We start from the raw sequence: 23,111 nt of genomic DNA on the forward strand, positions 1-23,111 counted from the left end.
CGTGAGTCTCACCGACCGCTTGGCCGCCGCCCGTGGCCGTACGACCGACACCGATGCGGGTGCACCGGCCGCCGGGATCCCCGGCACCACCCCCGCCGTGCAGAGCACCGTCGCGTCGACGGAGGCGAAGAAGCGCGCCGGCGCCAAGACGGACCCCTTCCAGGACCTCAAGCGCATCGTGCACCAGCGCCTCGTCGAAGCACTGGGCCCCAAGTTGTACGACGCGCACATGACGCAGTCCGAGCTGGAGCAGCAGGTGCGTCTCGCGCTGCAGACGGCCATCGGCGACACGGACATCCCGATGTCCTCGGCGGACCGCACCCGTATCTCGCAGGAGATCGCCGACGACATCCTCGGCTACGGACCGATCGAGCCGCTCCTGCGTGATCCCACCCTGACCGAGGTCATGGTGAACTCGTTCCAGAGCATCTACGTCGAGCGCAGCGGCAAGCTGGTCAAGGTCGACACGTCCTTCACCGACGAGGCCCACCTCCGGCGCACCATCGACAAGATCGTCAGCAAGATCGGGCGGCGCGTCGACGAGACCAGCCCGATGGTGGACGCCCGCCTGCCTGACGGCAGCCGTGTCAACGCGATCATCCCGCCGCTCGCCCTCGACGGCTCCAAGCTGACCATCCGCAAGTTCTCCGAGGACCCCTACACGGTCGACGACCTGATCAACTTCGGGACCCTGACCAAGGCCTCGGCCGGGCTCCTGGAAGGGTGCGTCCGCGGGCGCCTCAACATCCTCGTCTCCGGCGGTACGGGTTCGGGGAAGACCACGACGCTCAACGTGCTCTCGGCCTTCATCCCCGATGACGAGCGCATCGTCACCATCGAGGACGCCGCCGAGCTGCGACTCGGCCAGGACCACGTGCTCCGGCTCGAGTCCCGCCCGCCGAACATCGAGGGCAAGGGCGCGGTCACCATCCGCGACCTGGTGAAGAACTCACTGCGTATGCGCCCCGACCGCGTCGTCGTCGGCGAGATCCGCGACGCCGCGGCGCTCGACATGCTCCAGGCCATGAACACCGGCCACGACGGGTCGATCTCGACCCTCCACGCCAACACCCCGCGCGACGCCCTGGCTCGCCTCGAGACGATGGTGCTGATGGCGGGCATGGACCTGCCCGTGCGCGCCATCCGCGAGCAGGTCGCCAGCGCGGTTGACCTGATCATCCAGCAGACGCGTCTGAAGGACGGCACCCGTCGCATCACCGCCATCACCGAGATCGTCGGCATGGAGGGCGACATCATCACCACCCAGGACGTCTTCATGTTCGACTACGCCGCCGGGGTCGGCGAGGACGGCAGGTTCCAGGGCGGTCTGAAGTCGATGGGCCTGCGCCCCCGCTTCCTCGAGCACCTCTCGGACCACGGCGTGCACATCGACCCCGCGATCTTCGCCACCGGGGGAACTCTGCGATGAGCTCACGACAGACTCCTCGAGCCGCCCGGGTGGCCGCGGCGCTCGTCGCCGGCGGGCTGTTCGCCCTGGGCGTCGCGAGCCCCAGCCACGCCGAGGACGAGGTCAACATCGACCACCTCGAGTCCGCGGACGGAGTCGTCTCGCTGGTCCTGGCGGTCGACGGTGTCCCCGACGGGGCCGCGGTCGACCCCGCGACGGTCCGGGTCGAGATCGACGGCCGCGCCGTCGAGTCCTCGGCGAAGGTGATCTCCGCCGGCGACGTCGAGCGGACGACCGTCCTCGTGCTCGACGCGAGCAACAGCATGCTCCAGGGCGGCAAGTTCACGGCCGCCAAGGAGGCCGTCGACGCGTTCCTCGCCGCCGCACCGGCCGACATCCGCATCGGCCTGGTGGCGTTCGCCGGCGACATCGGCGAGGTCATCGAGCCCACCGTCGACCACGACTCCGTGCGCGCCGCCCTCGCCGACATCGAGCTCCGCAAGGGCACGTCGGTGTACGACGGCATCGGCGAGGGCCTTGACCTCGTGGGGACCGAAGGGTCCCGCTCGCTGCTCGTGCTCTCCGACGGTGGTGACACCAACAGCGCCACCACCCTCGACGTCGTCACCACCGACGCCCAGGACGAGGGCGTCGTCGTGGACGTCGTCTCGCTCGCCAACCCCAAGAACGCCGCCACCATGTCCGACCTGGCGGACAGCACGGGCGGTCAGGTGATCCCCGCGGAGCAGGGTGCCCTCGGCGCCGTCTTCTCCGCGCAGGCCGACGCACTGGCCCAGCAGCTCGTGGTCACCTTCGACCGGCCCGAGGACGCGGCCGACGAGGTCAACCTCGGCGTGACCGTCGACGCCGGCGGCGCGTCGTTCACCGACTCCGCCTTCGTCTCGATCGGCGCGGCCGAGTCCGCTCCCGACATCGTGAAGTCCGGCAAGTCCCTGGTGGGTACGCCGGGGATGCTCGGCGGCGCCCTGGCCCTGGCCCTCGGACTGGCCGGCCTCCTCGCCGTCGTGATCGGAGGCCCCAACAAGTCGTCCGCCGACCGTCGCCTCGACGCCTACTTCGGCGAGAAGAAGGGCGGCAAGGGGAAGTCGACCGGCGGCACCGACCTCCGCGGCTCGGCCGTCGCGCTCACCGACAAGGCACTCTCGGCGGACCTCGAGACCCGCGTCTCGCAGCGCCTCGCCGGCGCCGGCTCGGCGCTCACCGCGGCGGAGTGGCTGCTCCTCCACGCCGGTATCGCCATCGGCGTCGCCGTCCTCGGGTTCGTCTACAGGGGGCTCGTGTTCGCGGTCCTCGGCCTCGTGGTGGGCGTGATCGGACCGTGGATCTACCTCAAGATCCGGCACTCGCGCCGGCTCAACAAGTTCAACGGCCAGCTGGCCGAGACCCTCGGCCTGATGGCCGGTGGCCTCCAGGCCGGTCTGTCCCTTCCGCAGGCGGTGGACAGCGTGGTCCGCGAGGGCAGCGAGCCCATGGCGGGCGAGCTCCGACGCGCCCTCATCGAGCAGCGGCTCGGTGTGGACATCACCGATGCCCTCGACGGCGTGGGCCGTCGCATGGACAGCGAGGACTTCGACTGGATCGTGATGGCCATCCGCATCCAGCGCGAGGTGGGTGGCAACCTGGCCGAGATCCTGCACACGGTGTCCGACACCCTCCGCGAGCGGGAGTACCTCCGTCGGCAGGTCAAGGCGCTCAGCGCCGAGGGCCGCCTGTCGGGGTACATTCTGGTCGGCCTGCCACCGATCATCGGGTTGTACATGATGCTCGTCAACCCGGACTACATTGGCGTGCTCTTCACGACCCTCCCGGGTCTCATCCTGCTCGGCGTGGCCGGGGTACTCCTGGCGATCGGATCGTTCGCCATGGCCAAGCTCGCAAAGGTGACGGTGTGACATGACCGAGTCGATGATGCTGGTCGGTGCCGGGCTCCTCTGCCTGTCGATGATCCTCGCGCTGTCCGTGATCGGTGTGATCACGGCCGAACGGCGTGGCGTGGCCCGCTCCGTGGCCGCCATCCAGGCCCTCGACTCCGCGCCGAGCGTGCTCAAGGCGGAGATCGAGCGGCCGTTCGCCGAGCGCGTCATCGCGCCTCTGGGCGAGCGCATGGTCGGCCTCGGGCGCCGGCTGGTCCGCGCCGACACGGCACGCAAGATCCAGTACCGCCTCAACATCGCCGGCAACCCGCCGGCCTGGGACGTCAACCGCATCCTGGGCCTCAAGGTACTGGGCGGAGGCATCTTCACGGTGCTGGGGTTCTTCTACCTGCTCGGCCAGCACTGGCCGCTCTACAAGCTGGTCCTGGCGACCGTCGCGGCCGGCCTGTTCGGTTACGTCCTGCCCAACATCATGCTCTACAACGCCGGCCAGAAGCGCGAGCTGCTCATGCGCAACTCACTGCCCGACGCGATGGACCTGCTGACGATCTCGGTCGAAGCCGGCCTCGGCTTCGATGCGGCGGTCAGCCGGGTCGCGAAGAACGGTGACGGACCGCTCAACCAGGAGTTCGCACGCCTCCTCCAGGAGATGCAGCTGGGGCGCGGCCGGACCGAGGCGATGCGAGCCATGGCCGAGCGCACCTCGCTGCAGGACCTCAAGTCCTTCTGCCTCGCCATGGTGCAGGCCGACAGCCTGGGCATCCCGATCGCTCGCGTGCTGCGGATCCAGAGCAAGGAGATGCGCACCAAGCGTCGTCAGCGGGCCGAGGAGAAGGCCCAGCAGGTGCCGATCCGGATGATGATCCCGCTGGTCCTGTTCATCCTCCCGTGCTTGTTCATCGTGATCCTGGGCCCGGCCGGCATCCAGATCGCGGACACGTTCGCCAACATGTGATGAGCACATGACGCTGACGGTCACCCAGGACGCGGGCGTCTCGAGACCGGCACTCCAGTCGTGGCGGACGACGACGGCCGTCCGGGTCTTCGCGCTCTCCCTGGCAACGGGAACGGTGCTCAGCCAGGGCTTCCTGGTCGAGTCCACACCCATGCTGGTGGTGCTCGCGCTGGTTGCCTCCGTGAGCTCGCTCCTGGAGTGGATGACGCGCAACCGCCCTGCCCACTGGCACGCGGTCGGCGAGGCAGTCGCCGTGACCATGCTGCTTGTCTCCACCCAGTCGACCGCCGAGCTCGGTGCCTACCTCGCGGTCGCCCCCATCGTCGCCGGCGTCCGCTACGGCTGGGTCACCACCCTCAACGTCACCCTGGTCTCCGGCCTGACGGCCGCCGCCTCGGTCGCCGCCGACCCGCGGACCGACGCCCTCTCCCGCCTGGGCGAGACCCTGCCCTGGCTCGTGATCGGCGTCGGGGTGGGGCTCCTGGCCAGCTGGCAGTCACGCTCCACCCGCGACCAGGCAGCGCGACAGGCGCCGTACGCCGCCGCCCACCACCTGATGGCGCGCATCCACCACCTGGCGAGCTCGGGCAGCCTCGGCCTCAACAGCACGTCGCTCGCCATGGAGCTCGACGCCGCGATGCGACTGGCCACCGGGGGCGCACGCTCAGCGATCTTCGTCGTCGAGCCGGACAACTCCCTGCGCCCCCTCAACGCCGGCGAGGACGTCGAGCGGTTGGCCCAGGAGATCGAGATCCCGGACTCCGACCGGACCCCCGGTGCGGCCGTGGTGCCGCTCCGCGGTGCCCAGGAGGTGCTCGGCTACTGCGTGGTCGTGGGGGTGCCCCGGTGGACGCCCGAGCTCGACGAGCGGGCCCGGGAGGTGGCGGACGAGTTCGCCGTACGCCTCGACACCGCCGTCCTGTTCGACGAGGTCCGCACCCTGGCGACGTCCGAGGAGCGCAACCGCATCGCGCGCGAGATGCACGACGGGGTGGCGCAGGAGATCGTCGGTCTCGGCTACATCGTCGACGAGATCGAGTCGATCAGCGACCACGACCAGACGCGCGAGCTCGCAGCAGCGTTGCGTGCCGAGATCACCCGGCTCGTCTCGGAGATCCGGTTCTCCATCTTCGACCTGCGCCACGAGGTGTCCGACGGCCGGCTCTCGAGTTCCCTCGCCGACTATGCGCGCGAGGTCGGCCATGCCACCGGCCTGCGGGTGCACCTCTCCTTGGCGGAGTCCGGTCCCCCGCTCGACGCCCGGACCGCCACCGAGGTGCTGCGGGTGGCCCAGGAGGCCATCGGCAACGTACGCAAGCACGCGCGGGCCGACAACCTGTGGGTCACGCTCGAGTCCGACGGCTCGCGGCTCAGCCTCGAGGTACGCGACGACGGCGTGGGCAACGCCGGACCGCGCGAGAACCACTGGGGCCTGCAGACCATGCGCGAACGCGCCGCGACTGTCGGCGCCGAACTGGACATCACCACCCGACCCGACGGCGGAACCGCCGTCAGCCTGCGGTCGCCGACGACCGCACCCCACGAAGGAGAGACTGCCCATGGGCACCACCGTGCTACTGGTTGACGACCACGAGCTCATCCGGCAAGGCCTCGCGCGCGCGTTCGAGCGCGACGAGGACATGACCGTGGTGGGGCAGGCCGGGAGCCTCCAGGAGGGCGTCGCCGCGTGGGAGAGCCTCCGGCCCGACGTCGTGGTGACGGACCTGCAGCTGCCCGACGGCCACGGCCTCGACGTCGTACGCGCCATCCGCGCGACCAGCGACACCACCGGCGTGGTCGTGCTGACCATGCACGCCGGTGACGACCACATCTTCGCGGCGATGGAGGCCGGCGCCTCGGCGTTCGTCGGCAAGGACACCAGGGCCGCAGAGGTCGTCAGTGCGGCCAAGCACGCAGCCGTCGCCCCCCGTACGTTCCTGTGCGCCGGGCTCAGCCAGGCCGTGATGCGCCGGGCCACCTCGCCCGCTCCGCCCAAGCTCTCCGGCCGCGAGGCCGAGGTCCTCTCCCTCCTCGCCGACGGCCTCGGCACCGGTGAGATCGCCGGGTCGCTCTACATGAGCGAGTCGACGGCGAAGACCCACATCACGCACATCTACCAGAAGCTGGGCGCCGCCAACCGCGCGCAGGCGCTGGTGACGGCGATGCGCATGGGGCTGCTCGACCACGCCTCACCACAGCGCTTCTGAGCCGGTGCCCCCGGCTGAGGCCGCGGCCGCGCCCGGGAGCCGCCGATCGGGGCACCGGGCATGGACAGGGGTGGGGTGCGACGGGCCTGTGCGGGTGACCCGCAGATAGTCACAAGGGACTACGGATCCAGGGCCGATCACCCGATTCGAGGACCTGGGAAACGCGGCAAAGTATTCCTCGACGGGTCCTCGTGGGCTCGGAACCGAGACTCATCAAACTCATACCAAAAGGGGAAACACCATGCTCGAGAAGTTCATCACCCTCATGCTGATCGGCCGCGACGAGGAGCAGGGCGCCACCGCTGTTGAGTACGGCCTGATGGTCGCCCTCATCGCCGTCGCCATCATCGGCACCGTCTCCGCGCTCGGCACGGGCCTCAACGGTCTCTTCACGACCATCACCGGCTCGCTCTGATCCAGGGATCTTCCAGGGGCCGGCGCTTCGAGACCTAGATCTCGACGCCGGCCCCTTCCTTTGGACGACGACCAGGAGAGGAGCCAACGATGATGAAGCACCTGTTTCGTGCGCGTGACGAGCGCGGCGCCACGTCTGTCGAGTACGGCCTGATGGTGGCGTGCATCGCGATCGCGATCATCGGAGGCGTCACGATCTTCGGACTCGGCGTCAACGGACTCTTCGCAAGCATCCCGCCGAACCTCTGAGGCCGGCCAAGCCCGGACGGCGGCGACGGTGGCGGGCTCGTCCCGACGACCGCGACCATGCTGGCGGCGTGGGGTCAGCCAGACGTCGCACCGCACCACCAGCACGAACCTGAAGGCGACCGGAGACCGGTCGCCTTCAGTCATTTCCCGGCACCTGGTGCCGGCTACCGCGCAACCAGCTCGAGCCGCGCGCGCCAGAGCCTGACGAGCTCGGACACCGGTAGTCCACGGCGACCCAGTGCCGACGTCACGGGCGTGCCCGATCCGGCGGCGTCGTAGACCGCCACGAAGCCCCGCTCCCCCAGTCGCTCGGCGATGATCCGGCAGGCGAGCCAGGCCTCCTCGTAGCGTGCCTGGAGGTCAGGCGCCTGGGTGCCGAGGTCGGCGGCAGTGGGCAGGCCGTCCGGCGCACCGTCGCGACGTACGGCCGCGATCGCGCGTCCCAGGGTGGTGCGGTCCGGCAGGCCGGTGTCGCGCAGCGCGACGTAGTCCGCGAAGCCCTCGACCAGCCACGGCTCCGTGCCGCTGCGAGCGGCATCAGTGGCCACGTGCACCAGCTCGTGGCTCATCACCACCTGTGCACCGGCGCGACGCAGACCGGCCGTGACCTCCGGGTTCACGAACACGTGCACCGGCGCCTCGTCGTCAGTCCCGCTGCCAGCGGTCGCGGTGACGGCGGCGATCCCGGCGTACGTCCCGGGCGCGACGCCCAGGGTCTCGTCGAGGTCGGCGGCGCTCGCCGGGACCTCGACGACGACCGGTGCGCGCCACGCGGGCAGGACCCGGCGTACGACCGCGATCCCGCGCTCGACCCGCGCCACCACCTCCGCGGCATCCGCCCGGCTCCCGTCGACGAGCACCAGCACACCGGGTGCCCCGGAGACCGAGAGGTCGCCGTGGAGCCAGAGCGGCACGCGGCCCCGCGCGCTGGTGGCGCCGGCACCGAAGCCGGTGATGCCGAGCCCGTCGCCCGACGGAGCGAACGACACGAGGACCTCGCCCTGCGACGGCTCGGCGTCGAACGAGCCGAACTGCCAGGTGAGCTCGGTGAGAGCGGTCCACGACCCGTCCTCGGCGACGGTGCCGACCTGGTCGACGTACCTGGCGCTCACCTGGCGCAGGTCGAGCTCCGGCAGGTCGGAGCCGATGCCCGTGAGGAGGTCGGCGGCGGCGTCGTCGCCGACGGGGGCGAGGGCCGCCAGCGCATCCGCGTCTTCCGCGTCGACAGCCGCCACGAAGTCCCGCAGCACCTGGGCCGCCGCGGCCGGGCTGGCCCGCTGCACGTCGACCACACCGGGCTCGACCTCGTGCCGCCCACCTCGCGTCACGAGCACCACGGCCACGATGGCGACCACGAACAGAGAAAGGCCGGCCGCCCACAGGAGTGGGCGACCGGCCTTCGAGGTCTGCTGGTCAGCCAGGACGGACCGCGCCGACGTAGGGCATCGAGTAGAGGCCGGAGACGGCGACCCCCGTGCCCGGGTTGGCGGCGTGGACGATCATGCCGTTGCCGATGTACATCCCGACGTGGCTGATGGGGCTGTAGTAGAACACCAGGTCGCCCGGCTGCAGGTCGCTCGCGGCGATGTGCGGGCCGGAGCCGTACTGGGCGCTCGAGGAGTGCGGCAGCGACACGCCGGCCTGGGCCCACGCACGCATGGTGAGGCCGCTGCAGTCGAAGGCGTTCTCGCCCATCGCGCCGTAGACGTAGGCGTCACCGACCTGGGCCATCGCGTACTGGACGGCGGCGGCGGCACGGCCGGAGGCCGGCACCGAGCTCGGCATGCGGGAGACGCCGCTGCGCGAGCTGAGCAGCCGCTCGCGCTCCTCGGCCTCGAGGTCTGAGAGGACGCTCTTGGCCTCGGCGAGCTTCTCGTCGACGGTCGCCTTCTCGGTGCTGAGCTGCTCGGTGAGCTCGGCGATCTCCTTCGCGCGGGAGTCGGTGGCCTCCTGGCGGATCTCCAGGGCCTCGAGCTGCGTGTCGTAGTCGGCGAGCATCGACGACTGGAGGTCGTTGAACGACGACATGGTGGAGAGCGTGTCGAGGAAGGCGCCGGGGTCGTCGGAGACGACGACCTGGCCGACCGTCGAGATGCCCTCGCCCTCGAGCTGGCGCACGACCGCGTCGGAGACCTGGTCGCGCACCTCGTCGAGGCGCTGGTCCTGGCGGGCCTGGTCGGCCCTCAGGCCGGCGAGGTCGCGACGCAGGTCGGCGAGATCGATGCGGGCGTCGTGCAGACGCTCCTGGGCGGCCTCGGCGTCGTGGTAGAGCCGGTCGACGCGAGCCTTGACGTCCTTGATGGACGGGTCGGCCTGGGCGGGGGTTGCAGGCACGAATGCGATGGCGGCGATGGCAATGAGACCAAGAACGGTCGCGCCGGCACGCTTGCGGGTGTGAGCCACGAGCGGGGGAACTCCTCGGGGGTGTCGTACGCCTACCAGGTGAGCTGACGGGTTCGGCACGACGTTGCCTACCCCTGCTCCACGCACCGCTCGCGCGATGCGCCTTGCAGGGGATTCACCCCAGGGGGAAGGTTGGTTCCCCGGCTCGTCGACCACGGGTGGTGCAGGGCGTGGTCCACGACTCGGCGCGACCTCCGCGCGGGCCGGGTGACCCACTTCCACGGAAGCCAGCCCACAGAGTAGACCGCATCCCCGGGCCCCGCCAATCTTCGACGGATCTTCTCGGCATGTGTCTCACGCCGACTCGATGACCGGGCTGGGGACCGGCTCGACGAGTCGCAGCGGTGGGACGAGTCCGCCGATGGCCAGCGCGTCGAGCGCGGCCATCTCGTCGTCGTCGATGGTGAGCTCGGGTGGTGGGCCGAGCAGCACCGTCACCACGCAGTCGTGGCAGTGCAGCCCGCGCACCACGCAGGTGTCGCAATCGATCCGTGTCGTCATGGATCGAACGGTGACAGGGGCCACCGACAACGGCTCCCCGGAGGTGTCGGGGGCCGCGTGTCGCTCAACCCGAGACGAGCCCGATCAGCGCGGCCGCGGGGAGGGCGCGGGCGCCCTCGCGCGCAACGTCACGCGCCACCGCCTGGTCGCCGCTGACGACGACGACCATCCGGCCGCGGGGCTCGGCGACGACGAGCTGGCGGATGACGTCGTCGGCGATCACGCCCTCGGGGCTGAACACCACGCGTACGCCGCGCGGGGCCGGCATGACGGTACGGGCCGTCGACTCGGCCGCGTCGAACACGACCGTAGTCTCGGCACCCGACCTGGCGACCACGGGCCCGAGGGCCGCCACCAGCCGGCTGCGCTGGGCCTCGAGGCTGGCCGTGGGCCACGCGGCCTTCGTGACGTTGTAGCCGTCGACGATCAGACGCGCGTGCGGCAGGGCGATGAGCTGCTCGAGGAGTGCGGGGGTCGCCGGAGCGCTGGACCCCGGCGCGGCAACGGCGCCGGCCAGCGCCGCCTCCACCGCGTCGCCCGGCGAACCGTCCACTGCGGGGAGGCCGAGCTCGCGGCGCAGGCCCGTCGCCGAGTCGACGACCGCGTCGAGGAGGAGCCGCGCCCGGACCGTGGCCGCGTCGCGCCCGGAGCGAGCGTCACGCCGGGTCGCCGCGAGGCCCGCCTCGGCCTCGTCGAGCTGCGTGCGCAGGCGGCGTACGTCGGCCTCGGCGGTCCTCGTCGCCGTGTCGGCGGTGGCCACGGCCTCGTCCCGGGCCAGGACCGCAGCATCGCGCTCGCCCTCGGCGCCACGCAGCGCGCTGCGCGCCTCGCCGAGCCGCTGGCGCAGCACCTTGTGGTCTGCCGCCGCGCGGTCCATTTCCTCGCGGTGCTCTGCCTTGAGGGTGGCCAGCTCGGCCTGCAGGGACGCCACCTGCGAGGTGAGCCGGGCGAGCTCGGCCCGGTCCTGGTCGTCGCGTGCCTCTGCGGTCCCCAGCGTCTCGGCCACGGCGTCGACGCGGGACTGCCACCCCTCGTCGCGGGTCAACCAGGCGCGGGCGGCGGCGTCGACCGGGTCGTCGCGGCCGGCGGGCACGGCGGCGACCTGCACGGCGGCGTGGCCGCGGAACTCGTCGTCACCGAGGGCGTCCCAGATCAGGTTGCCCCCGAGGCGGGCGCGCCGAGCAGGGGCGAAGCCGGCCACCTTCCGCAGCTGCGGCGGGACCGGGGTGATCGAGGGCAGCACCGCCGACACGAGGGCCACCACCCGCAGGCGGAGCCGCTCGGGAAGGAGGGCCGCGTCGTTCACGTCCGACCCATCACCCGGCGGCCGGGTCGCCGGCCGTGTCGGCGGCGGCCCGGTCCACGACCTCGATCGCGTCCGAGCGGCCGCACCACCGGCACGACACGGACTCCACCGACTCGGCGAGCACCGTCTCCTCCTCGACGCGGTGGTCACCGGCGAGGTCGAAGTGCCAGTAGTCCGTCGTACGTCGGGTGCGGGTCACGTCGAAGCGGGTGAGGTTGCCACAGCCCGCGCAGCGCCAGCGCTCACCGTCGGCAGGCACGCGGAGGTCGGCGGTCTGGTCGGCCACGGAGGCTCCTCTGGATCGGGTCTGGACCGCTCGGGGTGCGGCGCGGGCCAGCGTAGTGCGCGCGCCATCCCGCCATTGTCGGATCCCACGTCTAGCGTCGTCGGACATGAGCTCGACTGCCCACCGACCGACGCGGGAGACATCCCGCTGGGAGGCGCAGCGCAGCTTCGACGAGCTGGGGCGGCCGTTGCGCGACCTCACCTTCTGCGTCGTCGACCTCGAGACGACCGGCGGATCGGCCGAGGGCGGGTCGATGATCACCGAGATCGGTGCGGTGAAGGTCCGCGGCGGCGAGGTGCTCGGCGAGTTCCAGACCCTGGTCAACCCGCACACGGAGATCCCCGCCTTCATTGCGGTGCTGACCGGCATCACCAACTCGATGGTCCACGACGCGCCGCCGATCGAGTCCGCGCTGCCGGCCTTCCTCGAGTTCGCCGCCGGCTGCGTCCTGGTCGCGCACAACGCTCCCTTCGACGTCGGCTTCCTCCAGCACTTCGCACGCCAGCAGGGCCGGCCGTGGCCGAGGTTCGAGGTGCTCGACACCGCCAAGCTGGCCCGCCGGGTGATCACGCGTGACGACGCGCCCAACTGCAAGCTGTCCTCGCTGGCCAAGGTCTTCAACTCCTCCACGACGCCCAACCACCGTGCCCTCTCCGACGCCCAGGCCACGGTCGACGTGCTCCACGGCCTGATGGAGCGACTCGGCGGCCTCGGCGTGCACACGCTCGAGGAGCTCCAGACCTTCTCTGCGCGAGTGAGCACCGCCCAACGCCGCAAGCGCCACCTCGCCGAGGGCCTCCCCCACGCCCCGGGCGTCTACCTCTTCCGCGACGACAGGTCTCGCGTCCTCTACGTCGGCACCTCGCGCGACCTCCGCACCCGGGTCCGCACCTACTTCACCGCGTCGGAGACGCGCAGCCGGATGGGCGAGATGGTCGGCATCGCCACCTCGGTCACCGGCATCGAGTGCGCCACGCCCCTCGAGGCGGAGGTGCGCGAGCTGCGCCTGATCGCCGAGCACAAGCCGCGCTACAACCGACGCTCGCGCTTCCCCGAGAAGGTCCACTTCCTCAAGTTGACCCGGGAGGCGTGGCCGCGGCTCTCGCTGGTGCGCAAGGTGCTCGACGACGACGCCGACTACCTCGGCCCCTTCTCGTCGAGGAAGACAGCGGAGAAGTGCCTTGCCGCCCTCCACGAGACCTTCCCCGTGCGGCAGTGCAGCGGCACGATGCCCCTGGTCCCGTCGGGGTCGGCGTGCGTGCTGGCCGAGATGGATCGCTGCCTCTCCCCCTGCGACGGCTCGACCGACGGGTCGACCTACGGCGCCGTCGTACGCCAGCTGCGCGACACGCTGCTGCGCAGCCCGCAGGAGGTGGTCGATGCGATCAACGTGCGGATGACCGCGCTGGCCGACCGCGAGCGCTTCGAGGAGGCAGGCGTCCACCGCGACCGCCTGGCGACGTTCGTCCGTGCCGCCGCCCGGACCCAGCGGCTCTCCGCCCTCACCCGCTGCCCCGAGATCGTCGCCGCCCGTCGCGAGGACGACGGCCGGTGGGCCGTCCACGTCGTGCGGCACGGTCGCCTTGCGGCGGCCGGGGTGATCCCGTCCGGCAGCGACGCCCATCAGTACGTGCGCGAGCTCGGCGCGAGCGCGGAGACCGTGGGTGGGGCGCCCGGACCGGTGCCCGCTGCGACGGCCGAGGAGTCCGAGCGGATCCTGCGGTGGCTCGAGTCGCCGGGGGTGCGGCTGGTCGACGTCGAGGGTGAGTGGACGTGCCCGCTCGGAGGTGCGGCACGGCACCTGTCGCTCTACGACGCGGCGAACCAGTCGCGGCTGTCGCTGGTGCCCTTCGACGAGAAGCGGCTCCCGTCGCCGGTGCACCGCCCGGTGCGGTGATGCGCCCCGCTCCGACCTAGTCGAGGCCGATGCTGAACGCCGACTCGAGGTCGTGCTGGGAGTAGGTGCGGAAGGCGATGTGCGTCTCGGTCTCGGTGACGCCTTCGACCTTGTTGAGCCGGTCGGCCACCACCGAGGCGACGTCCTCGTGCTCGCGCACCCGCACCAGCGCGATCAGGTCGATCTGCCCCGTCACGGAGTAGACCTCGCTCACCCCGTCGAGGGAGGCGATCGCCTCTGCCACCTCGGGGATGCGCGCGACGTCGGCCTTCACGAAGACGATGGCGGTGATCATGGGGCCACGGTAGCGCCACGCGGCCCGTCCGTCGCTCGGTGACCGATCGGCTGGACCGACCTAGTCATTTGTGACTACAGCAGGCCATTCGTCAGCGCGGCCGGTCAGTGCGACCTAGCGTGGTGCGGTCTGGGCCACCCAACGACGGGGAGATTTTGGGATGTTGCTACGAGTTGACCGCACGCGCGCACTGGCTGGCGTGAGCCTGTCGGCGGTTGCCGCACTGGTGGTGACGGTCCTCGGGCCGACCACCAGTGCGTTCTCCGTCGCGCCCGCCCAGCCGACCAACCTGTCGGTGCAGCAGCCCAACGACGCCACCTCGGTGCTGTCGTGGGACCACGTCGCGGGGGCGACCCGCTACGAGCTGCAGGTGGACGACGACCCGAACTTCGGCTCGCCGGCGCTGATCCCTGCGGCGATCAACTCGACCGTCAACAACACCTACGTCCCGACGGCGAACCTCCCCGCCGGTGACAAGTACTGGCGGGTGCGGGCGCGTAACGCCGCCAACGAGGACTCGCCCTGGTCGATCTCCCAGTTCGGCAGCCCTTCGGTCAAGGTGCCGCAGCCGGCCGCGCCGCCGGACAACACGACGCTGTCGCAGCCCTCGCAGCCGCCGCTGCTGACCTGGTCCACGTCGCCCGGAGCCACCAAGTACATCGTCGAGGTCGATGGGGACTCCGACTTTGTCGGCGCGGTCGCCGTCGAGACCGCATCGACGTCGCTCGTCTGGCCCAACCCGCTTTTTGCCGGCACCGTCGCCCTCCCGGCCGACTACTACTGGCGCGTCACCGCGAGCAAGGGTTCCGGCCTCAACTCGCAGCCCAGCCCCGCCTCGCGGTTCATCATCGGCTCGCTGGCCGCGCCGACCATCACCGCTCCCCCCTCGAGCCCGAACTTCGAGCTCCAGGACGTCGTCATGGACTGGGAGCCGGTGCCCGGCGCCAAGTCGTACGACGTCGAGGTCGCGCTGAACCAGACCTTCACCACGATCGTGGAGTCCAAGACCGGCATCACGGGCACGCGCTACTCGCCCGTCGTGTCCTACGACAACGACCAGTACTACTGGCGCGTCCGGGCCCGTGACCTCGACAACCAGCAGACGCCGTGGACCGAGTCCATCTACGACTACAACCGCACCTGGCCGCACCAGCCGCAGGCCGTGTTCCCGGCGGACCCCGGTCTTGAGACCGTCACCAGCCCGGCCTACTTCGAGTGGACCTCGGTGCCGCACGCCTCGGAGTACGAGATCCAGGTCAGCACGACCCCCGGCTTCACCGAGGCGACCTCGAACTCGTGCCTCACCGCCGGGACGACGTACACCCCCGGCATGTTCGCCATCAACACGACCGGCATCCCGTCCACCTTCCGTTTCGAGGAGGACTGCGAGGTCATCCCCGGCACCGTGAACTACTGGAAGGTCCGCCCGCTCGACCGCCCGTTCGTCAAGCAGGGCGCGGGCGACCTGCCCGGCATCCAGGGCATCTTCAGCGAGGTCCAGTCCTTCCTCTACGACCCGGTCCAGGTCAGCGGGATGTCACCGACCGGCGGCGCGAGCGTCGACAACGCGTCGTTCAGCTGGGACCCGACCCCGGGTGCGGAGTCGTACACCGTGGTCGTCAAGAACGCGGCGGGCACCGAGGTCGACCGGCAGAAGACGTTCGCGACGTCCTACACCGTCGATGGCACCACGGCCCTGCCCACGTCGGGCAACCCGTACACGTGGGAGCTCTTCGCGACCACGGCTGACGGCGTCAATTCCGTGCGCTACACGAGGTCGTTCAACCTGACCGGCAACGCTCCTGTCGTCCCCGCCGACCCGGCCGACTACCTCAAGCCCATCACCGGGACACAGGCCACCGGTCCCTACCAGACCGCGCCCGCCCTGTCGTGGCAGCCGATGCCCGGCGCCACGCGCTACCGGGTCAACGTCGGCTACGCGGCGGACTCCGGCCAGATCTACTTCGGGCACCAGGCAGGCAAGGACCTGTTCGACCAGCCGATGCCCTACACCGCCTTCACCGACGTCGGCGACCGGCTGCTGCTTCCGGGCCTCTACGACTGGTCCGTGTCCGCCTACAACTCCGCGGGCAACTTCCTCGGCACCGGACCCGAGGGACGCTTCACGGTGTCCGACGTGGCTCCGACCTCCGAGCACGCCCTGGCGATCGGCGGCCGTCAGCTCGACGCCAACTACCCCGGCACGAAGACGCCGTGCAACCCGCTGAGCGGGCCGTGCGTCGTCCCGACCACGCCGGTGCTCAAGTGGAAGGCGCAGGCCTACGCGTCCTACTACATGGTCTACGTCAGCCGCGACGCCAGCTTCACCAACCTGCTGGAGCCGGCAAACGCCATCCCGGCGACGACCAACTCGATGTACGCCCCGGCGCTCGACAACCAGTTCTGGACCTACCCGGACACCGAGGCCGGCGAGGCGCTCTACTGGCACATCCGACCGTGCCGCAAGGTGAACAACTGCGCTGACAGCCCCATCTCCACCATCGGCCGGGCGCAGCACGCCTTCACGAAGAGCTCGCCGAAGGTCGTCGGGCTGACCAGCTCCGACCCGAGCAAGAGCGAGATCACCTTCTCGTGGAACGACTACTTCGACACCAACCGCGCGTCGCAGTGGGCGCAGACCGGCGAGGACCGTCCGCAGTCGGCCATGCAGTACCGGATCCAGGTCGACGACGTCGAGTCGTTCGGCACCGGGACGGCACTCGTCGACGAGCGCATCGTCGACCAGGCGACCTACACCGCCTTCGACAACCTCTACCCCGAGGGCACGCTCTACTGGCGGGTGCAGGCCATCGACTCGAAGGGCGACATCTTCGGCAACGGTCGCCTGTCGTGGTCGGACACCCAGACCTTCGTCAAGTCGAGCCCGCGCGTCGAGCTGCTCGGCCCCGTGGACAGCGCGACCGTCCCCGGCACCGTCGCTCTCCGCTGGAAGCCGCAGGCGTTCGCCGGCACCTACAAGGTGGAGGTCTACAAGAACAACGACACGACCTTCTCCCAGCCGAACCGCGTGGTCCAGGCGACCGTGCGCACGGCGGCGTACGCCCCGCTGACGCCGCTCCCTGTGGCAAACGACCCCTACGTCTGGCGCGTGCAGCGCGTCGACACGGACGGCAACGCCGGTCCGTGGTCGTGGGGCGGGACCCCCGACTCCGGCGGGAACCCGGTGGGTCGGTTCAGCGTCGGAACGGGCCTGATGGAGATCACCTCCCCCGCTCCCGGTGGCGTCCAGCCGCCCAATGGTCCGGTCCTCACCTGGCGTGACTTCCCCGGTGCCGTGAAGTACACCGTCGACATCACGTCGCCGAGCGGAGGCTTCGCCGCCACGGCGCAGACCGTCGCCACGGCGTACGCGACGACGATCAACTTCGCCACCGGCACCTACCCGTGGAAGGTCACCGCCCTCGACGCCAGCAACAACCAGATCGGGTCCGCGTCGTCCACCTTCACCGTGGATGCCCGTCTCGTCGCCACCGCACCGCCCGAGGTCCAGGCCCCCAACGGCACGGGCGTCGGCGCGACGCTGACGAGCACGCCCCCGTCGTGGAACCAGGCGGACGTGGCCATGACCTACCAGTGGCTGCGGGACGGCCAGCCGATCCTCGGCGCCACCGGCACGACGTACGTGCTGACGGTCACCGACTTCGGCAAGGCCATCTCCCTGCGGGTCACCGGCAAGAAGTCCGGCTTCTCCGACGGGACCACGGTCAGCAGCCCGATCGGCACCACCGCCGGCGGTGCCCTCCAGGCGACCGTCCAGCCGACGATCACGGGCATCCCGAAGGTGGGCAACCTGCTCCAGGTGACCCCGGGAACGTGGTCGCAGCCCGCACCGACGCTGAAGTACCAGTGGCTGCGGACAGGTGCGCCGATCCCCGGTGCGACCACTGCCCTCTACAAGCTGGTGCCGGACGATGCAGGCAAGGACGTCTCCGTGACGGTGCTGGCCAGCAAGCCCGGCTTCGCGGACGGATCCGCCTCGGCACCCGCGGTCGCCATCGCGAAGATGACCTCGACGACGACGTCGACACTGTCCGCCACGAGGGTCAAGCGCGGCAAGACGATCAAGGTGGGCGTCACCCTCACGATCCCGGGTGTCCTGACACCGTCGGGCGTCCTGAAGATCCAGGACGGCGTGAAGACGATCAAGACCTTCACCATGGACCCGTTCCGCAAGGGCAAGATGACGATCAAGCTCGCGACGAAGAAGTTGAAGGTGGGTCGCCACAAGATCAAGGTGGTCTTCACCGGCAACCCCTCGACCGACATGTCGAAGTCCAAGGTCATCAAGCTGTACATCATCAAGTAGCCGATGGGAGCCCGTGGCAGGTGCGGCAGCAGCGCACCCGCCACGGGCTTCGTCGTTTCCGCAGGTGGGCGGGGACGGCAGTAGTCTCCGGGCCGTGAACTGGCTCGCCGACCACTGGCTCGACATCCTCGGATGGGGAGGCAGCGCCCTCCTCGTCTACTCGCTGCTGCAGGCGAGCGTCCTGCGCCTCCGCGTGCTCAACGCGATCGCGTGCGTGCTCCTCATCGTCTTCAACGCGGCGCTCGAGGTCTGGCCGATGGTGGGCATGAACACCGTCCTGGTGGCCATCAACGCGTTCTTCATCGTCCGACTCCTGCGCGACCGGCACGACGAGACGGCCTACGAGGTGCTCGCAGTGTCCCCCACCGACGAGTACCTGCGGCACGTGCTGCGGGTCCACGGGGCGGACATCCTGAAGTTCAACCCCACGTTCGTCCACGACCCGTCCGAGACGCACGACGCGTTCCTCGTCCAGAAGGGCGACGAGACGGTCGGCGTCGTCCTGCTGCGCGAGGACGGCGACACCGCCCACGTGCTCCTCGACTTCGTCACGGCGCGCTACCGCGACTTCTCCCCCGGTGAGTTCGTCTGGCGCCGCAGCGGACTCCTCACGCAGCGTGGGATCCGTCGCGTGGTCACGCCGCCCGGGATGGTCGGGGCCTACTACGACCGTCTGGGCTTCACGCGTACGGGCGACTCCTGGGTCCTCGACCTGTAGATCTCGGCGTTTCCCGCACATTCCGGGCGTCGGACTGGTCGAATTGACCCTGTCACGCACACCACGGGGGTCCCATGAACGTCGTACGAGCCAGGCAAGCAGTCGCCGCTGCCCTGGCTGCCCTGCTCCTCACGTCCTGCGGCAGCCTGCCCAGCGAAGTGGGCTTCCTGAAGAGGCACAACGAGTTCCTGGACCAGAGCCCGCACGCCATCGCCAAGGCGGCCTTCGCCGACATGCAGAAGGTGAAGTCCCTGCGGATCCTCGGCACCGTGAACCTGGACGACGAGGAAGGGGCACGGATGGACGTCCGGCTCGAGGGCAGCGAGTGCGTGGCCACCTTCGACGTCGAGGAGGGCAGCATGACGTTCCTCCAGAATGACAAGGGGAGCTGGATCCGGCCGGACAACGACATCTGGCGGTCCAAGACTTCGTCGACGCAGGAGGCGACGAAGGTGCTCGATCGCTACGCCGGGAAGTGGTTCGACGCCGGAACGTCACCGTTCGCGAAGCTGTGCAACGTCGACAAGCTCCTGAAGGGCTTCGAGGTCGATGAGGGTGACCGGGGCACGATCGACGTCGGGAAGGTCGAGAAGGTCGGCGATGTCGACGCGATCCCGCTCAGCGGTCGGGACGGCAAGAAGCGCTGCACCCTGTGGATCGCCGTGGAGGCGCCTCACCACGTGGTGAAGTTGTCCCAGAAGGAGCCCAACCAGATGCCCGAGGTGCTCGCCTTCGAGGAGTTCGGCGCCGAGGTCGACGCCCCGTCCCCGGACAAGAAGGACATCGTCGTTCTCCCCGGTTCCTGACCAGGCGGGCACCTACAGGCGGTTCAGCGCGATCCCGGTCGGCAGCACGAAGGACAGCACGAGGACGACCACCGCCACCATCACGGCCGGGCCGGCCAGGCCCTCACCGCGCGCCATGGCCAGGGCGGCGCACACCATGCCGACGATCCCGAGCATGGGGCCGTACCCCAGCACCACGGCAGCGGCACAGACGAACGCGACGACGGACAGCACCGAGCTGGGTTGCCCGCCGTACGCCATGTCGCGAGTGTCGCAGATCGACCCGGCCGCTAGCGGGACGTCGCAGCCACCCAGCGCTCGAGGGCCTCGCGGGCAGATCCCGAGTCGATCGCCTCGGTCGCCTTCGTCACCCCGGCTGCCAAAGCGACCGGCACGTCGTCGTCCGGTGCGTCGTAGACCGCGAGCGCCGCACCCGCGTTGAGCACCACGGCGTCGCGCACCGGACCCGCTTCGCCCGCCAGGAGGCGGCGTACGACGTCAGCGTTGTGGGCGGCATCGCCGCCGCGCAGGTCCTCGGTGGTGGCCCGGGCGATGCCCAGCGAGGCGGGGTCGACCGTGTGCTCGGTGACCTCTCCCCCGTGGACGCGCCAGAGCGTCGAAGTGGTGGTCGTGGTGAGCTCGTCGAGGCCGTCGTCGCCACGGAACACCCAGGCGTCGACGCCGCGCTCGGCGAGCACACCGGCCATGACCGGCGCCATCCGCTTGTCCGCGCAGCCGATGGCCTGCGCCTGGGGGCGCGCGGGGTTGGTCAGCGGGCCGAGGATGTTGAAGGTCGTGGCGATGCCGAGCTCGCGGCGCGGGACGGCGGCGTGGCGCATTGCGGGGTGGAAGGCGGCGGAGAAGCAGAAGGTGATGCCGGCCTCCTCAGCGACCTCGGCCACCCGGGCCGGGGTGAGGTCCAGCCGGATGCCCAGCGCCTCGAGCACGTCGGCCGAGCCGGACTGCGACGAGGCGGAGCGGTTGCCGTGCTTGACCACCCGGGCCCCGGCGCCCGCGGCCACGATCGCCGCCATGGTCGAGATGTTGACCGACATCGAGCGGTCGCCTCCGGTGCCGACGACGTCGAGCAGGCGACCGGGCACCGAGATCGGGTTGGCGGCCGCGAGCATCGCCGAGGCGATGCCGGAGACCTCTTCGACGGTCTCGCCCTTGGCCCGCAGCGCGACCACGAGGCCGGCGAGCTGGACGGGCGTCGCCGCACCGGCGAAGACCTCGTCCATGGCCCATCGCGCCTGCTCGGTCGTCAGGTCGCGACCGGCGACCAGCGTGGAGAGGACATCGGGCCAGGTGTGCGACATGACCTCAGGCTAATGGCCGGACCACGGCGTACGCCGTGGGTGTCAAGACGTGGGTCAGGAGGTGGCCGGCACGGACGGGCGCATCAGGGCGATGACGGCCTCGGCGAGCTGGATCGGGTCGATCGGGTGCGGGACGGCGGCCTCGGCGCGCGACCAGGTCGCCAGCCAGGCGTCCTGCGGGCGACCGGTGAGGACCACGACGGGCGGGCACTCGTAGATCTCGTCCTTGAGCTGCTTGGCGATGCCCATGCCGCCGGCGGGCACCGCCTCGCCGTCGAGGATCGCGAGGTTGATCGTGCCGGAGTCCATGTTCTGCAGGACCACGGGCTCCGTGGCTACCTCGACGTACTCGAACTCGGGAAGGTCGGGGTGCGGACGTCGGCCGAGGGCGAGGATCACCTGCTGGCGCGTGTTGACGTCGTCGCTGTAGACGAGGACCTTGACCGGACGGGCTGCGGTGGCATCGGGCACGAGGGGAATCGTAGCCCGCTACTCGACCACGGATGAGGCCGACCGGCGCTCCGCCAGGTCGAGGCGGCGGTCCTCGCGCTCCGCCTCCTTCATCGACGAGCGCAGCCACTGGGTGAAGAGCACGGCGAAGAACAGCACGCCGATGAGGTCACCGGTCGCCCAGAGGATGCCGCCGGCCAGGTGCTGGTCGTCCAGCGCCGGTGGCAGCCACGCCCCCATCGGGCCCTCGCGCAGCGCGAGGTAGTGCTCCCCGCCGATCAGGGTGGTCTGGCCCATGATCGTGACGCCGAGGAAGGCGTGGAAGGGCAGGGTCATGATCGTGAGCAGGACCCGGAACGGGTACCCGACACGTCCCGGCACCGGGTCGATGCCCATGAGCGGCCAGAAGAAGAGCGTGCCGACCAGGACCAGGTGGACGTGCATCATCTGGTGGACGTACGTCGACGCGAGGCTGGCGTCGTACCACCCGCTGAAGTAGAGCGCCCACGGCGAGGCGACATAGAGGGCGAAGGCGAGCGGCGGGAAGGCCAGGACCTTCGCCACCGGAGAGTGGAGCACGGCGAGCAGCCACCGACGCGGAGCCGCCGGCAGCGTACGCAGCGCCAGCGTGACCGGCGCCCCGAGCGCGAGCGCCAGCGGGACCACCATCGACAGGATCATGTGCTGGACCATGTGCACGCTCAGCAGCGTCGTGTCGTAGCGGGCCAGCCCGGACGCCGTCGCGAAGAAGAACGACCCCATTCCCAGGCCCACGAACGCCAGCGTCCGACCGACCGGCCAGCGGTCCCCGCGGCGCCGCATCACGACCACCCCGAGGGCGTACAGACCGACCGCCCAGACCGTCACCACGAAGGGGATCGGGTCGATCCCCCAGTCGGTCAGCAGCCGCTCCGCGGTGAATCGCGGGAGGACCTCGGGGTCGGTGGAGAGGGCGAGCAACACAGTGTGAACTTTATGACCCCATTGCACAGGGGGTCGGGGTGCCCTCCGTGGGATCGAGCAGCCATAATGGATGACGTGGCGACAGCGACAACGACGATTCCGGCATCCCGGCTGCACGGGCACCACGACCGACCGAGCATGGTCAGCGTGGGCACGATCATCTGGCTCTCCAGCGAGCTGATGTTCTTCGCCGCGCTGTTCGCGGCCTACTTCACGATCCGCGCCGTCAGCCCCGAGCTGTGGGCGCAGGAGACGCAGCTGCTCAACGTGCCGTTCTCCACGGCCAACACCGCCATCCTCGTGGCGTCGTCGTTCGCCTGCCAGTGGGGCGTCTTCGCCGCCGAGCGTGGGCAGGTGGGCCGCTCCGGTTCACTGGTCAACTTCACCAAGTGGGGCCTGCGTGAGTGGTTCACCCTCACCTACGTCATGGGCGCCATCTTCATCGGCGGCCAGGCGCTCGAGTACGCCGAGCTGATCCACGAGGGCGTGACGATCCCGAGCTCGGCCTACGGCTCGATGTTCTATCTGACCACCGGTTTCCACGGCCTCCACGTCACCGGTGGCCTGATCGCCTTCCTCTTCGTGCTGGGACGCACCTACCTGGCCCGACGGTTCACCCACGAGCAGGCCGTGACCGCGATCGTCGTGTCCTACTACTGGCACTTCGTCGACGTGGTCTGGATCGGCCTGTTCTTCACGATCTACGTCATCAAGTAAGCCCCAGAAGCAAGCC

At 70.3% G+C, this 23,111-nt stretch carries 22 protein-coding genes and 1 riboswitch; of the genes, 12 read left to right on the forward strand and 10 right to left on the reverse strand.

Going from position 1 to position 23,111, the window contains the following annotated elements; translation table 11 throughout:
- Position 1: 1 nt before the first annotated feature.
- The 7 genes from EUA94_RS19670 to EUA94_RS19700 all read left to right on the forward strand — a co-directional run bounded on the left by EUA94_RS19670 (position 2) and on the right by EUA94_RS19700 (position 7,128).
- On the forward strand, positions 2–1,429 hold the full coding sequence (locus EUA94_RS19670; RefSeq protein ID WP_207210649.1) for a TadA family conjugal transfer-associated ATPase: 1,428 nt from the start codon (positions 2–4) through the stop codon (positions 1,427–1,429).
- Positions 1,426–3,321: a type II secretion system F family protein gene (locus tag EUA94_RS19675; protein WP_129428547.1), complete on the forward strand. Its 1,896-nt coding sequence runs from the start codon at positions 1,426–1,428 to the stop codon at positions 3,319–3,321. Before EUA94_RS19670 ends, EUA94_RS19675 begins: the two co-directional genes overlap by 4 nt.
- Position 3,322: 1 nt before the next feature.
- Positions 3,323–4,258, forward strand: coding sequence for a type II secretion system F family protein (locus EUA94_RS19680; protein ID WP_129428548.1), 936 nt, complete (start codon positions 3,323–3,325; stop codon positions 4,256–4,258).
- 7 nt (positions 4,259–4,265) lie between these two features.
- Positions 4,266–5,843: a sensor histidine kinase gene (locus tag EUA94_RS19685; RefSeq protein ID WP_129428549.1), complete on the forward strand. Its 1,578-nt coding sequence runs from the start codon at positions 4,266–4,268 to the stop codon at positions 5,841–5,843.
- Positions 5,818–6,465 carry a response regulator transcription factor gene (locus tag EUA94_RS19690; protein ID WP_129428550.1) on the forward strand — a complete coding sequence of 216 codons (648 nt, stop codon included), beginning with the start codon at positions 5,818–5,820 and terminating at the stop codon, positions 6,463–6,465. The genes EUA94_RS19685 and EUA94_RS19690 overlap by 26 nt, the downstream gene beginning before the upstream one ends.
- 241 nt (positions 6,466–6,706) lie before the next feature.
- The gene (locus EUA94_RS19695; protein WP_129428551.1) at positions 6,707–6,880 is read left to right on the forward strand and encodes a Flp family type IVb pilin; all 174 of its coding nucleotides are present in this window, start codon (positions 6,707–6,709) and stop codon (positions 6,878–6,880) included.
- A gap of 89 nt (positions 6,881–6,969) precedes the next feature.
- Positions 6,970–7,128: a Flp family type IVb pilin gene (locus EUA94_RS19700; RefSeq protein WP_207210651.1), complete on the forward strand. Its 159-nt coding sequence runs from the start codon at positions 6,970–6,972 to the stop codon at positions 7,126–7,128.
- A 164-nt stretch (positions 7,129–7,292) separates the two neighbouring features.
- Here EUA94_RS19700 and EUA94_RS19705 read toward each other — a convergent pair whose 3' ends face one another.
- From EUA94_RS19705 to EUA94_RS19725, 5 genes are all read right to left on the reverse strand, one after another.
- On the reverse strand, positions 7,293–8,483 hold the full coding sequence (locus EUA94_RS19705; RefSeq protein ID WP_129428552.1) for a hypothetical protein: 1,191 nt from the start codon (positions 8,481–8,483) through the stop codon (positions 7,293–7,295).
- Between the two features lie 58 nt (positions 8,484–8,541).
- A complete protein-coding gene (locus tag EUA94_RS19710; protein ID WP_129428553.1) occupies positions 8,542–9,531 on the reverse strand; it encodes a C40 family peptidase in 990 nt (329 codons plus the stop codon).
- A 27-nt stretch (positions 9,532–9,558) separates the two neighbouring features.
- Positions 9,559–9,719: riboswitch (cyclic di-AMP (ydaO/yuaA leader) on the reverse strand.
- Between the two features lie 106 nt (positions 9,720–9,825).
- Positions 9,826–10,032, reverse strand: a complete 207-nt coding sequence (locus EUA94_RS19715) for a hypothetical protein (protein WP_129428554.1) — start codon at positions 10,030–10,032, stop codon at positions 9,826–9,828.
- A 64-nt stretch (positions 10,033–10,096) separates the two neighbouring features.
- Positions 10,097–11,338, reverse strand: coding sequence for an NYN domain-containing protein (locus EUA94_RS19720; RefSeq protein WP_129428555.1), 1,242 nt, complete (start codon positions 11,336–11,338; stop codon positions 10,097–10,099).
- A gap of 10 nt (positions 11,339–11,348) precedes the next feature.
- The gene (locus tag EUA94_RS19725; RefSeq protein ID WP_129428556.1) at positions 11,349–11,624 is read right to left on the reverse strand and encodes a hypothetical protein; all 276 of its coding nucleotides are present in this window, start codon (positions 11,622–11,624) and stop codon (positions 11,349–11,351) included.
- A 106-nt stretch (positions 11,625–11,730) separates the two neighbouring features.
- Here EUA94_RS19725 and EUA94_RS19730 point away from each other — a divergent pair, with 106 nt between their 5' ends.
- On the forward strand, positions 11,731–13,521 hold the full coding sequence (locus EUA94_RS19730) for a DEDD exonuclease domain-containing protein (RefSeq protein ID WP_129428557.1): 1,791 nt from the start codon (positions 11,731–11,733) through the stop codon (positions 13,519–13,521).
- A 16-nt stretch (positions 13,522–13,537) separates the two neighbouring features.
- Here EUA94_RS19730 and EUA94_RS19735 read toward each other — a convergent pair whose 3' ends face one another.
- Entirely contained in the window at positions 13,538–13,816 is a 279-nt protein-coding gene (locus tag EUA94_RS19735) for an Lrp/AsnC family transcriptional regulator (protein WP_129428558.1), read from the reverse strand.
- Between the two features lie 199 nt (positions 13,817–14,015).
- Here EUA94_RS19735 and EUA94_RS19740 point away from each other — a divergent pair, with 199 nt between their 5' ends.
- The 3 genes from EUA94_RS19740 (at position 14,016) to EUA94_RS19750 (ending at position 19,667) form a co-directional block, all read left to right on the forward strand.
- Positions 14,016–18,143, forward strand: coding sequence for a hypothetical protein (locus EUA94_RS19740; RefSeq protein ID WP_129428559.1), 4,128 nt, complete (start codon positions 14,016–14,018; stop codon positions 18,141–18,143).
- Positions 18,144–18,237: 94 nt separating this feature from the next.
- Positions 18,238–18,861, forward strand: coding sequence for a YgjV family protein (locus tag EUA94_RS19745; protein ID WP_129428560.1), 624 nt, complete (start codon positions 18,238–18,240; stop codon positions 18,859–18,861).
- A 74-nt stretch (positions 18,862–18,935) separates the two neighbouring features.
- On the forward strand, positions 18,936–19,667 hold the full coding sequence (locus tag EUA94_RS19750) for a hypothetical protein (RefSeq protein WP_129428561.1): 732 nt from the start codon (positions 18,936–18,938) through the stop codon (positions 19,665–19,667).
- Between the two features lie 12 nt (positions 19,668–19,679).
- Here the strand turns inward: EUA94_RS19750 and EUA94_RS19755 are convergent, their stop codons facing one another.
- The 4 genes from EUA94_RS19755 to EUA94_RS19770 are packed head-to-tail and all read right to left on the reverse strand — an operon-like array spanning position 19,680 to position 22,378.
- A complete protein-coding gene (locus tag EUA94_RS19755; RefSeq protein ID WP_129428562.1) occupies positions 19,680–19,907 on the reverse strand; it encodes a hypothetical protein in 228 nt (75 codons plus the stop codon).
- 29 nt (positions 19,908–19,936) lie between these two features.
- Positions 19,937–20,965 (reverse strand): anthranilate phosphoribosyltransferase, encoded by a 1,029-nt coding sequence (gene trpD, locus EUA94_RS19760; protein WP_129428563.1) that lies wholly within the window; start codon positions 20,963–20,965, stop codon positions 19,937–19,939.
- A 54-nt stretch (positions 20,966–21,019) separates the two neighbouring features.
- Positions 21,020–21,436, reverse strand: a complete 417-nt coding sequence (locus EUA94_RS19765; RefSeq protein WP_129428564.1) for an Rv3143 family two-component system response regulator — start codon at positions 21,434–21,436, stop codon at positions 21,020–21,022.
- A gap of 18 nt (positions 21,437–21,454) precedes the next feature.
- On the reverse strand, positions 21,455–22,378 hold the full coding sequence (locus tag EUA94_RS19770; RefSeq protein ID WP_242495034.1) for a cytochrome c oxidase assembly protein: 924 nt from the start codon (positions 22,376–22,378) through the stop codon (positions 21,455–21,457).
- A gap of 66 nt (positions 22,379–22,444) precedes the next feature.
- On the opposite strand from EUA94_RS19770, the gene ctaE reads away from it, so the two are divergent.
- Entirely contained in the window at positions 22,445–23,095 is a 651-nt protein-coding gene (ctaE, locus tag EUA94_RS19775; protein ID WP_129428566.1) for an aa3-type cytochrome oxidase subunit III, read from the forward strand.
- Positions 23,096–23,111 lie beyond the last annotated feature (16 nt).

The organism is Nocardioides zhouii (assembly GCF_004137345.1).
In the GTDB taxonomy this organism is placed as follows: Bacteria; Actinomycetota; Actinomycetes; order Propionibacteriales; family Nocardioidaceae; genus Nocardioides; species Nocardioides zhouii.

Coding starts and splice junctions, on each gene's coding strand:
- EUA94_RS19675 (WP_129428547.1), top strand. CDS start 1,426: ATGAGCTCACGACAGACTCCTCGAGCCGCCCGGGTGGCCGCGGCGCTC.
- EUA94_RS19680 (WP_129428548.1), top strand. CDS start 3,323: ATGACCGAGTCGATGATGCTGGTCGGTGCCGGGCTCCTCTGCCTGTCG.
- EUA94_RS19685 (WP_129428549.1), top strand. CDS start 4,266: ATGACGCTGACGGTCACCCAGGACGCGGGCGTCTCGAGACCGGCACTC.
- EUA94_RS19690 (WP_129428550.1), top strand. CDS start 5,818: ATGGGCACCACCGTGCTACTGGTTGACGACCACGAGCTCATCCGGCAA.
- EUA94_RS19695 (WP_129428551.1), top strand. CDS start 6,707: ATGCTCGAGAAGTTCATCACCCTCATGCTGATCGGCCGCGACGAGGAG.
- EUA94_RS19700 (WP_207210651.1), top strand. CDS start 6,970: ATGATGAAGCACCTGTTTCGTGCGCGTGACGAGCGCGGCGCCACGTCT.
- EUA94_RS19715 (WP_129428554.1), bottom strand. CDS start 10,032: ATGACGACACGGATCGATTGCGACACCTGCGTGGTGCGCGGGCTGCAC.
- EUA94_RS19730 (WP_129428557.1), top strand. CDS start 11,731: ATGAGCTCGACTGCCCACCGACCGACGCGGGAGACATCCCGCTGGGAG.
- EUA94_RS19735 (WP_129428558.1), bottom strand. CDS start 13,816: ATGATCACCGCCATCGTCTTCGTGAAGGCCGACGTCGCGCGCATCCCC.
- EUA94_RS19750 (WP_129428561.1), top strand. CDS start 18,936: ATGAACGTCGTACGAGCCAGGCAAGCAGTCGCCGCTGCCCTGGCTGCC.
- EUA94_RS19755 (WP_129428562.1), bottom strand. CDS start 19,907: ATGGCGTACGGCGGGCAACCCAGCTCGGTGCTGTCCGTCGTCGCGTTC.
- trpD (WP_129428563.1), bottom strand. CDS start 20,965: ATGTCGCACACCTGGCCCGATGTCCTCTCCACGCTGGTCGCCGGTCGC.
- ctaE (WP_129428566.1), top strand. CDS start 22,445: ATGGATGACGTGGCGACAGCGACAACGACGATTCCGGCATCCCGGCTG.